Source organism: Paenibacillus naphthalenovorans (genome assembly GCF_900099895.1).
GTDB classification, from domain to species: domain Bacteria; phylum Bacillota; class Bacilli; order Paenibacillales; family NBRC-103111; genus Paenibacillus_G; species Paenibacillus_G naphthalenovorans.
The window spans coordinates 245,756-259,808 of record NZ_FNDY01000001.1; the positions used below are offsets into that span (position 1 = coordinate 245,756).

13 protein-coding genes are annotated in these 14,053 nt (G+C 51.0%); all 13 read left to right on the forward strand.

The window, feature by feature from the left end; translation table 11 throughout:
* The first annotated feature begins 64 nt into the window (after positions 1 to 64).
* The 13 genes from fabG to BLT35_RS01355 all read left to right on the forward strand — a co-directional run bounded on the left by fabG (position 65) and on the right by BLT35_RS01355 (position 14,027).
* Positions 65 to 805, forward strand: a complete 741-nt coding sequence (gene fabG / locus BLT35_RS01295) for a 3-oxoacyl-ACP reductase FabG (RefSeq protein ID WP_062408814.1) — start codon at positions 65 to 67, stop codon at positions 803 to 805.
* On the forward strand, positions 802 to 2,442 hold the full coding sequence (locus BLT35_RS01300; RefSeq protein WP_083351134.1) for an acyl CoA:acetate/3-ketoacid CoA transferase: 1,641 nt from the start codon (positions 802 to 804) through the stop codon (positions 2,440 to 2,442). The genes fabG and BLT35_RS01300 overlap by 4 nt, the downstream gene beginning before the upstream one ends.
* On the forward strand, positions 2,426 to 3,685 hold the full coding sequence (locus BLT35_RS01305; RefSeq protein WP_062408813.1) for an ABC transporter substrate-binding protein: 1,260 nt from the start codon (positions 2,426 to 2,428) through the stop codon (positions 3,683 to 3,685). Before BLT35_RS01300 ends, BLT35_RS01305 begins: the two co-directional genes overlap by 17 nt.
* 94 nt (positions 3,686 to 3,779) lie before the next feature.
* Positions 3,780 to 4,649, forward strand: a complete 870-nt coding sequence (locus BLT35_RS01310; protein WP_062408812.1) for a branched-chain amino acid ABC transporter permease — start codon at positions 3,780 to 3,782, stop codon at positions 4,647 to 4,649.
* A 1-nt stretch (position 4,650) separates the two neighbouring features.
* Positions 4,651 to 5,754, forward strand: coding sequence for a branched-chain amino acid ABC transporter permease (locus BLT35_RS01315; protein ID WP_175471894.1), 1,104 nt, complete (start codon positions 4,651 to 4,653; stop codon positions 5,752 to 5,754).
* The gene (locus tag BLT35_RS01320) at positions 5,751 to 6,485 is read left to right on the forward strand and encodes an ABC transporter ATP-binding protein (RefSeq protein WP_062408810.1); all 735 of its coding nucleotides are present in this window, start codon (positions 5,751 to 5,753) and stop codon (positions 6,483 to 6,485) included. The genes BLT35_RS01315 and BLT35_RS01320 overlap by 4 nt, the downstream gene beginning before the upstream one ends.
* Positions 6,478 to 7,188, forward strand: a complete 711-nt coding sequence (locus BLT35_RS01325) for an ABC transporter ATP-binding protein (RefSeq protein ID WP_054817807.1) — start codon at positions 6,478 to 6,480, stop codon at positions 7,186 to 7,188. The genes BLT35_RS01320 and BLT35_RS01325 overlap by 8 nt, the downstream gene beginning before the upstream one ends.
* A gap of 24 nt (positions 7,189 to 7,212) precedes the next feature.
* Positions 7,213 to 7,680: a MaoC/PaaZ C-terminal domain-containing protein gene (locus tag BLT35_RS01330; protein ID WP_054817808.1), complete on the forward strand. Its 468-nt coding sequence runs from the start codon at positions 7,213 to 7,215 to the stop codon at positions 7,678 to 7,680.
* On the forward strand, positions 7,677 to 9,272 hold the full coding sequence (locus tag BLT35_RS01335; RefSeq protein ID WP_137669744.1) for an acyl CoA:acetate/3-ketoacid CoA transferase: 1,596 nt from the start codon (positions 7,677 to 7,679) through the stop codon (positions 9,270 to 9,272). Before BLT35_RS01330 ends, BLT35_RS01335 begins: the two co-directional genes overlap by 4 nt.
* Before the next feature lie 20 nt (positions 9,273 to 9,292).
* Complete coding sequence (locus BLT35_RS01340) at positions 9,293 to 10,444, forward strand: iron-containing alcohol dehydrogenase (protein ID WP_074726830.1); 1,152 nt, start codon at positions 9,293 to 9,295, stop codon at positions 10,442 to 10,444.
* Between the two features lie 38 nt (positions 10,445 to 10,482).
* The gene (locus BLT35_RS01345; protein WP_074726938.1) at positions 10,483 to 11,925 is read left to right on the forward strand and encodes an NAD-dependent succinate-semialdehyde dehydrogenase; all 1,443 of its coding nucleotides are present in this window, start codon (positions 10,483 to 10,485) and stop codon (positions 11,923 to 11,925) included.
* A gap of 43 nt (positions 11,926 to 11,968) precedes the next feature.
* Positions 11,969 to 12,838 (forward strand): 3-hydroxyacyl-CoA dehydrogenase family protein, encoded by an 870-nt coding sequence (locus tag BLT35_RS01350; protein WP_074726831.1) that lies wholly within the window; start codon positions 11,969 to 11,971, stop codon positions 12,836 to 12,838.
* Positions 12,839 to 13,025: 187 nt separating this feature from the next.
* A complete protein-coding gene (locus tag BLT35_RS01355) occupies positions 13,026 to 14,027 on the forward strand; it encodes an MBL fold metallo-hydrolase (protein WP_175471895.1) in 1,002 nt (333 codons plus the stop codon).
* Positions 14,028 to 14,053 lie beyond the last annotated feature (26 nt).

A 14,053-nucleotide genomic window follows, 5' to 3' on the forward strand; every position in this document is an offset into this window, starting at 1 on the left:
TTCAAGGAGGCCGGCCTCAACCGTTTACAATACTAAATAAAAAATCGATAGAGGAGAGATAGGCATGATTGATTTAACAGGAAAATCAGCAATTGTAACCGGTTCGGGCAGAGGCATCGGAAGAGCGATCGCGGTGAAGCTTGCCGAGCTGGGTGCAGCGGTAACCATTTGCGATATTAGCGAAGAGATCGCGTCCGCGACGGTGTCCGAGCTTCGCCAAAGAGGATTGGAAGCCGACTATTTCGTGCTAGACGTCGCGGATGCGGATGCGGCACGCGCCTTGATTGAGAAAACCGCAGAAAAGCGCGGAAAGCTGGATATTCTCGTCAATAATGCCGGCATTAACCGGGATGCCATGCTTCACAAAATGGAGCGCAAGCAGTGGGATGAGGTGATTGCCGTAAATCTGACAGGAACCTACAACACGATGCAGCCTGCGAGCATTCAGATGAGAGAACAAAAAAGCGGTCGCATCATCAATATTTCCTCGTCCAGCTGGATGGGCAATATCGGGCAGGCGAACTATGCCGCCTCCAAAGCAGGGGTAATCGGTTTGACGAAGACGGCATCCCGGGAACTGGCCAAATATAACGTAACCGTGAATGCCATCTGCCCCGGATTCATCGATACCGATATGACCCGGGGCGTACCGGATAAGGTTTGGGACTTGATGATCTCCAAAATTCCAATGGGCCGTGCGGGCGCTCCTGAAGATGTAGCCAACCTTATTGCCTTCTTGGCATCGGACACGGCTTCCTATATTACCGGTGAAGTGATCAATATCGGAGGTGGCATGGTGCTTTGACCCGGAAGGTGAAAGTTTCAACCGCTGCGGAAGTGGCGGCGAGCTTGAAAGACAACAGCACGATCCTTAGCACCGGTTTCAGTTTAATCGGAGTGGCGGAGGAAATTTATCAAAAAATCGAGGAGCGCTTTCTGGACACAGGCTCTCCAAGGGATTTGACCTTCGTTCATTCGGCCGGCCAAAGCGATACAAAGCGAGGCATGGAGCATTTGGCGCACGTCCCGCTGCTCAAGAGAATTATCGGTTCTCATTGGGGGCTATCCCCAAAATTAGAACATCTCATCCATCAAAACCAGGTGGAGGCCTTCTGCCTTCCTATGGGCCAGATCCTCTCCATGTACAAGGCGGCCGCTTCAGGAAAACCGGGGGTACTGTCCAGGATTGGACTTGCAACCTTCGTCGATCCCCGGTTTGAGGGAGGGAAGATGAACCGGAAGGCCCGGGATAGCGGTTTTGAAGTCGTTCAGAATTATACGCTGCATGGAAAAGAGTATCTCTTTTATCCAAGCCTGACCTTTGACTTGTACATTGGCAGGGGGACCACGGCAGATGAGTTCGGCAATATCACAATGGAAGACGAATGCGTCAAACTGGAAGTGATGCCGGCTGTTCAAGCCGTAAAAGCATCCGGCGGCAGGGTCATTTTTCAAGTAAAGCGGCTCGTTAAAGGCCATTCGCTGCCACCGAAGGAAGTGGTTATCCCTGGTATTCTGGTTGATGAAGTCGTCGTTTGCCAAAATCCGTTGGAGAATCACCGGATGACTTCATCCGACTATTATAATCCGTACTTGTTAGGAACAATACAAGAGCCTTACAGCAGTTCTCATCCTGTAACGGACCTCGATATGAAAAAGCTGATCGGTCGAAGAGCCGTGCTGGAGATGAACGCCGGGGATACCGTGAACCTGGGCGTGGGTATTCCCGGAGATTCGATTGGCGCCATCATTGGAGAGGAGAAGCTGGACAGCCAGCTCTCTTTGTCCATTGAAGTGGGAAGCATTGGCGGGATAAGCATTGGCGGAGGCGATTTCGGCGTAGCTAAAAATGCCGAAGCGATCATTGATAATTCATACCAGTTCGATTATTACAACGGTTGTGGCGTAGATATCACCTTTATGGGGGCGGGTGAAATCGACCGTGAGGGGAATGTGAATGTAAGCAAGTTTGGACATCGTTCTCCGGGGTGCGGGGGGTTTATCGATATCACCCAAACCGCTAAAAAGGTCGTATTTTGTTCCACCTTTACCACAGGCGGGCTTGTCATAGAAGTGGAGAACGGCCTGGTCCGGATCAAGCGCGAAGGAAGAGTGAAAAAGTTCGTTCACATGGTCCGGCAGATTACCTTCAACGGGAAGTTTGCAACGGCTCATCGACAACCGGTTCTCTTTGTAACGGAAAGAGCGGTGTTTCAGCTGACGGATCAGGGAATGGAGCTCATCGAGATTGCTCCGGGGATCGATTTGAAAAAAAATGTATTGGATCAAATGGAATTCGCTCCTCAGGTTTCTCCCAATCTTAGATTAATGGATGAACGAATTTATTCTTTGGGTCTTATGCATCTCGCAGCCCAATGTAATAAAGATAAAGATCAAGCAGACCAAAAATTGGGGAGGGTTCTGAATGAAAATGTGGTTTAAGAAAGCAACGGCAGTATCGCTTGCCGGTCTGTTGGCAGCAAGCTTGGCGGCATGCGGTGCCGGGAGCTCGGGTTCTTCCGCTCCGAATGCTGCCGGAGGGGCGTCGAATGAAGGCGCGAAAGCGGATGAAGTGTTGATTGGGGTGCTTTATCCCACATCGGGAAGCTTGGCCCGTTTAGGCGGCGCAGCCTTGAAGGCGGTTGAACTGGCTGCCGAAGATATTAATGCGGCCGGAGGAATTAAATCGCTTGGCGGCGCCAAAATTAAATTGGAAATCGTAGATCCGGGTGACAAACCGGAAACGGCAAAATCGGCAACGGAGCGTCTGATTCAAAACAAAAAGGTATCGGCGCTGACAGGAGATTACTCCAGTTCGTTATCCCTGGTCACATCCGAAGTGGCGGAGAGAGCAAAAATCCCTTTTGTAACCGCTTCCGTATCGGATAATTTAACATCCCGTGGAATGAAATACTTGTTCCAGATTTCACCGAAAGGCTCCATGTTCGGAAACACCCAGGTGAAGTTTGCGAAGGAGTATCTCGTAGAAAAGCTTGGCAAGCAACCCAAAGTTGCCATTGTATTCGAAGAAACCAGCTATGGCACATCGACTGCAGAGGGACTAAGCAAAACCGCCAAGGAATTAGGGCTTGAGGTCGTGCTTTCCGAGCCGTATCATGCCAATTTCGCCGACGCTGCTCCTCTGGTAAACAAAATCAAAGCTTCCGGAGCGGAAATATTGTTCCCGGTCTCTTATCTGCAGGATGCGATTCTGATCCAAAAAACGGTTAAACAATTGGGCCTGAACATTACGACCGTTGGCGGAGGGGCCGGCTATCTGATGCCTGAATTCTACAAGGAATTAGGCAAAGATGCAGAAGGCGTTGTTTCCGTAGCCTCCTGGAACCTGGACCTGAACAAACCGGGTATTGAGGATATCAACAAGCGCTACACCGAAAAGAACGGCGAGTTTATCACAGAACATTCCGGTGAAGCTTATTCGGCTACGTGGGTCATCGCACATGCGATTGAAAAAGCGGCGTCCACAGACCCGCAAAAAATCCGTGAAGCCTTAGCTTCTCTGCAATTAAAAGAAGATGATAAAGGGAACATCATGCCGGGCGGCAATATCGAATTTGACCAGACCGGATGGAATAAGAATGTGTATCCGGTGTTGATTCAATGGCAGGAAGGAATTCCCAAAACGATTTATCCTGAATCCGATGCAAAGGCCCAATTTAAGTAAGGAAACCGGGGGAGGGGGACTTTCCTCTCCCCGTCAGGCAAGGAAGATGACCGGCCAGATGAAACGAAACTGAAACTGTACAGGCGGTGAGATCATGGAATTATTCGTGCAGGTGCTGATCAATGGACTATTAATCGGCGGAATCTATGCCCTGATCAGTATCGGATTAACGCTGCTGTTTGGAGTCGTAGATATTGTAAACTTCGCTCATGGCGAATTCGTTATGCTAGGGATGTACACGTCTTACTGGGTTTGGGTCTTTAGCGGAATGGATCCGCTGGTCACCTTATTTATTTCGGTTCCGGCCATGTTTATCGTCGGGGTCGTCATTCAGAAATATTTGTTTACGCACATCATGAAGGCGCCCCCGCTAACGCAAATCTTTTTGACCGTAGGACTGCAGCTGGCTTTACAGAATGGTGCCCTGATGATGTTCGGGTCAACGACCCGCGCCATTAATTTCGGCTGGAGAGAGAGCGTAATCCGGTTCGGTGAGTTCGTTGTTCCCGTCAATATGCTGGTCGCTTTCGTGCTTTCGATCGTCATGGCTGCGCTGCTGTTCCTCTTCCTCTCCAAAACCGATTTGGGCAAGGCGATGAAGGCGGCAAGATTGGATCGTGAAACCGCCATGCTGATGGGGATCAATACGAACCGTATTTTCTTAATCGCAGCAGGCATATCGGCGGCTCTCACAGGTGCGGCCGGCACGGCCATCGGTACTTTTCAGTATGTACAGCCGCTTGCCGGAGCGCATTTTGGGCTCATGGCCTACATTGTTGTCATTCTTGGCGCGCTGGGGAATTTAAAAGGAGCCTTTGTAGGCGGACTCATTCTGGGGATCGCCGAATCGATGGGCATTCAGTATATTAGCGCAAACTCCGGTCTTCTTGCAGCCTTTATCCTTTTCCTTGTTGTATTGATGATCAAACCCAATGGACTATTCTCTTCAAAGGGAGCGACATAAGATGAGCCTTCAAAAAGAGCAATTCAATGATGCCGTGGCGATGAAATCAAACGCGTCAATCAACCTGGCCGATACGGCCGGTTTGAAACGGTTTTCTCTTACGGAGCCCAGGGTGTACGTACCCGTTATCGCACTTATTCTGTTCGCTTTGGTCCCCTTGGCGGTGAACGAATACTATCAAAATATACTGAATATGATTTTGATTTTCTCCATAGCGGGTGTTTCCTGGAATATATTCGGCGGATATGCCAGGCAGGTTTCGATCGGACATGCGCTTTTCTTCGGGATTGGCGCTTATACGTCCACGTTATTGCTGGTCAAGCTGAATGTGAGTCCATGGATCGGGATGCTGGTCGGCGGAATCTTTTCGGTTATTGTCGGTTTTGTGATGGGAATGAGCCTAATGAAGCTAAGAGGCCATTACTTTGCGATTGCAACAATCGTGTTCTCCCAGGTCGCTTTGCTGCTGGTAACCAAATTCCGTGGCTTTACCGGGGGAGCAGAGGGTCTGTCCGTTCCTTACATGGAATCCTTTCTGATGCTCCAGTTTTCCACCAAATTGCCTTATTTCTATATTTTTCTCGCGTTTCTTGTGGGGATGCTCTTCCTTGTGAAAAAAATCGAACGCTCCCGTCTGGGCTATTATATGGTGGCCATGGGGCAGGACGATCAGGCGGCGAAAGCGGTAGGCGTGAATATTCCGCGTGTGAAGCATATCGCATTGGCGATCAGTGCGTTTACGATGTCCATGGTCGGCACATTGTACGCGCAGTATATGTATTTCATCGAGCCCAAATCGGTGTTTGACATTCCTTTGTCCGTTGAGTTTGCCATGGTATCGATTATTGGCGGCTTAGGTACGGTCATGGGGCCGGTCATCGGCGCTATCGTCATGAAGCCTTTCATTGAGATTGCAATTACGATCACCGACTGGCTGGGCTTCAGCTCGGTTCAAGGACTCAATTACTTTTTGTACGGTATTATCTTGGTTATCGTGGTTATCGTACTGCCCAACGGTTTAATCAGACCCCTGGCCAAATTGTACACGAAGCTTCTTGATATTCTTCCGGGCGGAAAAGCAGCGAAGGGAGGCAGTCAAAGATGAGTCAACCGATTCTGGAGGTAAACCACTTGTCGAAACGGTTTCGGGGGCTGCTGGCTGTTAATGATTTGAGCTTTCATGTCAATAAAGGCGAAATCCTGGGGGTGATCGGGCCTAACGGTGCAGGGAAATCCACAACCTTTAACCTCATCACAGGAGTATATTCCCCGGATACAGGAGAGGTGAAGCTGAACGGCCAGAACATTACCGGGTTATCTCCCAATGAAATCTGCAAAAAAGGGCTCAGCCGTACGTTTCAAGTGACCCGCCCTTTCGGGGATATGACTGTGCTGCAGAATGTGATGGTGGGCGCTTTCCTGAACACGCCGAATCCCCGGCGTGCCGAGCAGCAGGCTCTGGAGATGGTCGAATTTGTAGGACTGGGTGATAAAAAACACGCTGTAGCCCGCACGCTTTCGATCATTGATCAACGCAGACTGGAATTTGCCAGAAGCTTAGCTACCGAACCTGCATTATTGCTTTTGGATGAAGCTTTGGCCGGATTAAACGCCATGGAAGTGGAGGAAGCGATCGAATTGATCTGGAAGGTCAAAGACGCCGGCGTTACGCTTGTGGTGATAGAACATGTGATGAAAGTCATTAATACCATCTCGAATCGGGTTGTCGTCTTAAACTTCGGCGCCAAGCTTGCGGAAGGCGTTCCGAAAGAGGTCATGAACAATTCGGCCGTCATCGAGGCCTATTTGGGGAAGGGGTTTGCACAGCATGCTTAATGTGGAAAATCTGCATGTATCCTACGGTGCGATTAAAGCTCTCCAAGGCATATCCTTGAATGTACAGCGAGGGGAGTGCGTGGCGATTGTTGGAAGCAATGGTGCGGGTAAAACGACGCTCCTCAAAACGATTTGCGGTCTCTTGGCTCCGCTTCAGGGACGTGTTGAGCTGGAAGGAGTCAATCTGATCGGCAAACACGCCTACGATATTGCGAATATGGCGGTTGCCCACGTCCCGGAAGGCCGCAGAGTGTTTGCCGAGATGTCGGTATTGGATAATCTGATTCTGGGTTCCTATGTGAAGGAAGCGAAAGCCCGCCGTAAGGAAAGCCTGGATTATGTTTTCAGTCTTTTTCCCCGCCTGGCGGAAAGGAAGGATCAGTTGGCGGGAACGATGTCCGGAGGGGAGCAGCAAATGCTCGCCGTAGCCCGGGGGTTAATGCTAAGGCCAAAGCTGCTTATATTGGATGAGCCATCGTCGGGCCTGGCGCCTATCATCGTGGAACAAATGTACGAGAAACTGGGTGAAATCCACCGTTCTTCCGACATGGCCATGCTTGTTGTCGAACAAAATGTGCCGATCGCGTTATCCATTGCGGACCGGGGATATGTACTGGAGAACGGATCGATCAACCTGTCGGGGACCAGCAATGAGCTGATGGTCGATCCCGAAGTGAAGGCCGCCTATCTTGGCTTTCATTGACAGGTATGGAAGGAGTGTCGCATCATGCCTGGCATCTATTTCGAGGAATATCAAATAGGGCAAACCTTTCGTACGCCCACACGCACCATCACGGAAACGGATGTCGTTTATTTTTCCGCCATGTCGGGGGATATGAACGAGCTGCATACGAGTGAAGAATTTGCCAAAGGGAGCCCGTTCGGCAAGCGGTTGGCTCAAGGCCTGCTGGGATTGTCGATCTCCCATGGTCTGATGTTTCGCCTGGGCTTATTCGACGGCACCGGCATTGCCCTGCTTAACATTGATCAGTGGAAATTTACAGCGCCTATTTTTTTCGGGGATACGATTCACGGGATCGTTACGGTGCAGGAAAAAATCGAAAGCAAGAGCAAACCGGACCGGGGGATTATTCATTTTTTTGTGAAGCTGGTCAATCAGGACGGTACGGTCACACAGGAAGGCATCCAAACGGTGATGGTAAGAAGAAACGCAAGCGAAGGGGTGATCGCATGAATAAAGTGGTAAAAGCCAACGACGTACTGACTTATTTGAAAGACGGTTCGACGCTCGCCACGGTCGGATTCACGTTAATGGGGGCCTGCGGGACCATTCTGAACGAGATCGAGCGCAGCTTTCTGGAGACGGGACATCCGAAACATTTGACCTTGCTGCACGGTGCGGGTCAAAGCGACAGGGTCAACGGGATACAGCGTCTGGCTCATCCGGGACTCGTCAAGCGGATCATCGGATCTCACTGGGGGCTTGCTCCCAAATGGGGGGAGCTGATTCACAACAACGAGGTCGAAGCGTATTGTCTGCCGCAAGGGCAGCTGGTACATCTGTTTCGCGCCATGGCATCCGGCAAACCCGGCAATTTCTCGAAAGTGGGGCTGGGCACTTTTATAGATCCGCGGGTGGAGGGTGGAAAGATTAACGACCGCTCCAAACAAAGCGAGGATATTGTAGAAGTCATTCAGCTCCATAACGAGGAATATCTATATTATAAAAGTCACCCGATTGATGTGGCGGTCATCCGGGGAACGACAGCCGATGAAAAAGGGAATGTGACGATGGAGGAGGAAGCCATCAAGCTGGAGGCGATATCCGTAGCTCAAGCTGCCAAGGCTAATGGCGGTAAAGTGTTCGTGCAGGTAAAATATTTGGCCAAAAGCGGCAATCTGCACCCGAAGCAAATTGTCATTCCGGGTATCTATGTGGACGGGATCATCATTGCGGAGAATCCGATGGAAGAGCATCGGCAGTCCTCATCGTTTTTCTTCGATCCTGTGTACTCAGGGGATGTGCGGGTGCCGGAATCGGCTGGCAGGTCCTTGCCGTTAAACGTTCGAAAGGTTATCGGCCGCCGGGCCGTCATGGAGTTGTTCCCGAATGCCGTTGTGAATTTAGGCACGGGGATTCCGGGTGATGTGGTGGGGCCTATTACCAATGAAGAAGGAATCCATCAGGCGATTACCCTGACGATTGAATCCGGGGTCATCGGAGGCATCCCCGAGGGAGGTATAGATTTCGGAATTACCAAAAATGCAGAGGCGATCATTGAGCATGGCTACCAGTTTGATTTCTATAACGGCAGCGGAGTCGATGTGACCTTTATGGGGCTTGCCGAAGCCGATCGCGAAGGCAATGTCAATGTGAGCAGGTTCGGTACCAAAACCGTAGGCTGCGGAGGGTTCATCGATATTACTCAACCGGCCAAAAAAGTGGTGTACTGCGCAACCTTCACGGCCGGAGGGCTTGAAGTGGCGATTGAACAGGGCAAGCTGAGCATTGTGAAGGAGGGGAAGGCCAAAAAGTTTCTTCAGCGGGTAAACCAGATTACATTCAGTGGTCGTTATGCCCGGGATCGGGGCCAGCCTGTCATCTTTGTGACCGAAAGAGCCGTCTTTGAGCTGAAAAAGGAAGGTCTGGTCCTGACGGAAATTGCACCGGGGGTAGATATGGACCGGGATATTTTAGGCCTGATGGACTTTAAACCGATCATTTCCGGCACACTGAAGACGATGGATTCACGGATTTTCAAGGATGAGCCGATGGGTATTGCCGATGAATTTTTTCAAACATCTGCTTTGACGGTACGCAAATAAGCGGAGGGAGTTGGCTTGCAATGCTATCTGTCATTAAGAATGTAACCGAAATTGTTTGGGGAATCGGAGCCGTCGAGAAGGTTTCCGAGCTTGTAGCCAAAAACAAGGCCAGGAATGTCCTGGTTATTACGGATAAAGGCATCGTCAATTCCGGGGTGATTCGTGCGGTAACCCATCAATTGTCTCAGGTGACCTATGAGGTGTTTGATGAAGTAGAGCCTAATCCGTCTGTACGGACGGTGGATAAAGCCGTAGAGATATGCCGCCGGTTGAATGCGGATATGCTGATCGGCGTAGGCGGAGGCAGCCCGATCGATGTGGCCAAGGCGGTCGGCGTCCTTCATGCCAATGGCGGATCCATCGTCCAGTATGAAGGGATCGATACTTTTTCTAAACCGATTACTCCGCTGTTGGCCATTCCAACGACTTCCGGCACGGGAAGCGAGGTGACCTCCTTCACCGTGATTACGGATACGGAGCGAAACTATAAGCTGACGGTCGGCGGCGTGCTTGTAGCAGCAAAATGGGCGGTGGTCGATCCGCAGCTGACGGTCACGGTTCCTGCAAAAATTACGGCAGCGACAGGCATTGATGCGCTGGTTCATGCGATCGAGTCGTATACGTCTTTGGCATCCTTCCATTATTCGGAGGTTCTCGCTTTGGATGCGATGCAGCTGATTAGCGCGAACCTGCGCCAAGCGGTATATCATGGGGAGAATCTGCGGGCCAGAGAGAACATGCTGCTGGCCAGCCTGCATGCGGGGCTTGCGTTTAATAATACCCGGCTGGGCAACGCGCATGCCATCAGTCATCCGCTGAGCGCCTTTTTCGGGATCGCTCACGGAGTAGCCAACGGGATTTTGCTTCCCGTCATTATGGAATTCAATGTCCTTGCCTGCCCTGAAAAATTTGCCCGGATTGCGGAAGCCATGGATTCCTCCGTATCGGGAAATATACTGGAAAAATCTTACAAATCTATCGAGATCGTTCGTCAGCTGGCAAAAGACATCGGCATCCCCTCATCGATCTCAGAGCTGGGAATCGATAAGGAAGCGTATGAAAAAGCCATTCCCGAGATGGCTCAAGACGCGATGAAGAGCGGGAACATCAAGGTTAATCCCCGCTTGACCAGGCTGGAGGATGTCACCGCTTTGTACCGTCAAATTTATTGAACAGGTTCGGCCAGAACGGGATGAAAGGTGAGGAATTCATGGAAAATTCATTGATGTTTATTGATGGGGCTTGGGTGGAACCGGACAGCGGGGAATACTTCCCGGTTCTGAATCCCGCGACGGGAGAACTCGCGGGAAGCGTGCCGAACGGGGGCTATGCCGAAGCCGTTCGCGCCATTGACGCGGCGCACCTGGCATTTGCCGATTGGTCCGCACATACCGCGGAGGAACGGGCGGAATATTTGATGACATGGCACCGCTTGATCTTGCAAAATTTGGATGATCTGGCGGCTACGTTGACCATGGAGCAAGGCAAGCCGCTTGCCGAAGCCAAAGGAGAGATCGGTTACGGAGCCAAGTTTATCGAGTGGTATGCCGAAGAAGCGAAAAGGGTCTACGGCAGTACGATTCCGGCTTCTGCCAGAAACAAGCGGGTCGTCGTTTTGCGGCAGCCGGTGGGCGTCGTAGCGGCGATTACTCCCTGGAACTTCCCGGCCGCGATGGTGACCAGAAAAATAGCCCCTGCGCTGGCCGCAGGCTGTACCGTTATTTTAAAGCCTGCCGAACAAACGCCTTTAACGTCCATTAAATTATATCAGCTGCTTGAACAGGCCGGGCTTCCCAAAGGTGTGGCCAATCTGGTTACAGGGGATGCGGTTCAGATCGGCAAAGCCTTTATGGAGGATTCGCGCGTAAGAAAAATCACGTTTACGGGTTCGACGGAAGTCGGCAAGCTGCTTATGAAGCAGGCTGCGGATACGATGAAAAATATTTCTTTGGAGCTTGGCGGACATGCGCCGTTCCTTGTATTTGACGATGCCGATGTGGAAAGCGCCGTGAAGGGCGTGATCGCATCCAAATTCCGCAATGCAGGGCAGACCTGCATTTGCGCTAACCGGATCCTCGTCCAAGAGGGGGCTGCCGACCGTTTTATCGCATTGTTCAAAAAGGAAGCAAGCGCTTTGAAGGTGGGCAACGGCTTAGAGGAAGGAACGGTGATCGGACCGCTGATCGATAAAGCGGGGTATGAAAAGGTAAGCTTGCATGTGCAGGATGCCTTGGCCAAAGGAGCTCATCTTGTCTGCGGCGGAGAAGGTTTTCATCAGTCGGATGAGGAGGATGCGGGCTATTTCTATCAGCCTACCGTCTTATCCGGAGTAACGGCGGACATGCGCATCATGCAGGAGGAAACGTTTGGGCCTGTGGCGCCGGTCGTCACCTTCAAAACGGAAGAAGAGGGCATTCGCATGGCGAACGATTCCGTTTACGGATTAGCCGCTTATGTATTTACCGAATCCCTTTCACGTGCCATTAGAGTCGGGGAGAAGCTGGAATTCGGCATTGTCGGCATTAACGACGGGGCCCCTTCCACGGCGCAGGCGCCGTTCGGCGGGTTTAAGGAAAGCGGGCTCGGACGCGAGGGCGGTAAAGAAGGCATCGAAAGCTTCCTCGAAACGAAATTTATGTCGATCGGCATTTAAGGTGCTGCGTTCAGATGAAACATGGAAAGAGGAGAGAGATGCAGTGAAGATAGGCAATGTAGGCGTGGTTGGTGCAGGACTGATGGGCTCGGGCATAGCGCAGGTGGTTGCAGAGGCGGGCTATGACGTCGTCTGGGTGGACATTTCCGGCGAACAGCTGCACAAAGGCTTGGCTAATATCAAGCGCATGCTGGATCGCAAGGCGGAAAAAGGAAAGATGACGCCGGAAAAGGCAGAGGCTGCGCTAAACAGGCTGAAAACCGAAACGGACATGAGGGCTCTGGCTGATGCCGATCTTGTGATTGAAGCCGTTCCCGAGCATTTGGAGCTAAAGAAAAAGATTTTCAAGCAGCTGGAAGAAGTCACGCGCCAGGAAGCGATCCTGGCCTCGAACACCTCAGGTCTCTCGGTTTCTGCATTGGGGGCGGCTACTCGCAGACCCGAGCAGGTGATCGGGGCCCACTTTTTTTATCCGGCGCCGGTCATGGGGCTGCTGGAAGTCACTCCAGGACTGCTGACTTCAGGCCAAGTGCTGAAGACGGTGATGGCGTTTGCCAAAGATATCGGGAAGACCCCGGTAGAATGCAAGGATTACCCCGGATTTATTGTCAACCGGGTACTGGTGCCGATGATGAATGAGGCGATCTTTTTGGTGATGGAGGGCGTCAAGCCCGACGACATTGATACCGCCATGAAACTGGGGGCCAACTATCCGATGGGCCCGATTACGTTAGCTGATTTTGTAGGCCTGGATACGCTTCTGGCAACAATGCAAGGGCTTTATGAGGGATTTAACGACTCGAAATACCGTCCCAGCCCGCTGCTTGTCAAGATGGTTGAAGCGGGAACCTTGGGCCGGAAGACGGGTCGGGGCTTCTACAGCTACAACGATAAAGGCGAACGAATCGAATAAAGATATATCAAGTGCAGGAGCCGGTCATTTATGCCGGCTCTTTTGGCTGTTATTTTATAGAAATTTTTATTATAATAGAAAAATTCCCACAATTAAAAAAATATCGAATAAAATCAATGATCAGGGGGCGGAATTTCTGCTTCCCGGCGACATGTGGTTTTTTAAAAATAAGGAGCATGGTGATGAAATGAACCTATACAATGGTTTTTATCTGGTTGAAATACCGATTCCGGTTCCCCTTAAAACAGTGAATTGTTACCTCGCGGAGTCCCCGCTGGGCTGGCATCTGATCGATACGGGCTTTCATACGGAAGAAGCCAAATCGGCTTGGAAAACCGCGCTTCGTCAACTCCATATTGCCCCGCGGGATATCGTTGAGATTGTACTGACGCATTTTCATCCGGATCATATGGGATTGGCGGGTTGGCTGCAGGAATATACGGGAGCGCCCGTCAAAATCTCGGTGGAAGGCCAAAGGATGGTCCAGCATTTATGGATTCAAAAGCAGGAATCGGAACGCTTTACTGACTATGCCCTGAGACACGGCATGCGAACGGAAGAGCGGAAAAAGATTTATGATTATTTAGAACAATTCACTAAATATGTAAGTCCTTTTCCTGAGTTTACGACCTTTGAAGAAGGGGCCACGTTTCAGTGGTGCAATGAGGAATATACAGCGATACACACGCCGGGACATGCGGACGGCCATATGATTTTTTATTCCGCCCGGAGCAAAACGGTATTGGCGGGGGATTTGCTTTTGCCTAAAATCACGCCTAATGTGGGCTATTTCCCCGGATTTAACGCGAATCCATTGAAGGCGTTTATCCACTCCTTGCATAAGATTCAATCCTATCCGATGGATACGGTGCTCCCTGGACACCGGTATATTTTTAATAACGGGAACCAAAGAGCCAAGGAATTGATCCGCCATCACGAAGACCGGCTACGGGAAATATTGCCGATGCTGGAACGGCCCTGCACGGCTCAAGAGGTAAGCGGCAAGCTGTTTGCCCATCTTTCCGGCAATGCGGATCCTTTGCAGCTGCTCTTTGCGCTTCAGGAAACCCTTGCCCACTTGATCTATTTAAGAGAAGAAGGCTTGGTCACCTGCGAATTGGGCCGTGACGGTGTCGTTGTATTTTCGCTTGAAAAATCCAAGATGAACCTGTTGAGTCCTATGGCATGAACCAGCGAGAAGGCAGATTAGTCCGT

What these genes read in the sequence shown, in the direction of transcription:
- fabG (WP_062408814.1), top strand. Translation starts at nt 65, where the DNA reads ATGATTGATTTAACAGGAAAATCAGCAATTGTAACCGGTTCGGGCAGA.
- BLT35_RS01305 (WP_062408813.1), top strand. Translation starts at nt 2,426, where the DNA reads ATGAAAATGTGGTTTAAGAAAGCAACGGCAGTATCGCTTGCCGGTCTG.
- BLT35_RS01310 (WP_062408812.1), top strand. Translation starts at nt 3,780, where the DNA reads ATGGAATTATTCGTGCAGGTGCTGATCAATGGACTATTAATCGGCGGA.
- BLT35_RS01315 (WP_175471894.1), top strand. Translation starts at nt 4,651, where the DNA reads ATGAGCCTTCAAAAAGAGCAATTCAATGATGCCGTGGCGATGAAATCA.
- BLT35_RS01320 (WP_062408810.1), top strand. Translation starts at nt 5,751, where the DNA reads ATGAGTCAACCGATTCTGGAGGTAAACCACTTGTCGAAACGGTTTCGG.
- BLT35_RS01325 (WP_054817807.1), top strand. Translation starts at nt 6,478, where the DNA reads ATGCTTAATGTGGAAAATCTGCATGTATCCTACGGTGCGATTAAAGCT.
- BLT35_RS01330 (WP_054817808.1), top strand. Translation starts at nt 7,213, where the DNA reads ATGCCTGGCATCTATTTCGAGGAATATCAAATAGGGCAAACCTTTCGT.
- BLT35_RS01335 (WP_137669744.1), top strand. Translation starts at nt 7,677, where the DNA reads ATGAATAAAGTGGTAAAAGCCAACGACGTACTGACTTATTTGAAAGAC.
- BLT35_RS01340 (WP_074726830.1), top strand. Translation starts at nt 9,293, where the DNA reads ATGCTATCTGTCATTAAGAATGTAACCGAAATTGTTTGGGGAATCGGA.
- BLT35_RS01345 (WP_074726938.1), top strand. Translation starts at nt 10,483, where the DNA reads ATGGAAAATTCATTGATGTTTATTGATGGGGCTTGGGTGGAACCGGAC.
- BLT35_RS01355 (WP_175471895.1), top strand. Translation starts at nt 13,026, where the DNA reads ATGAACCTATACAATGGTTTTTATCTGGTTGAAATACCGATTCCGGTT.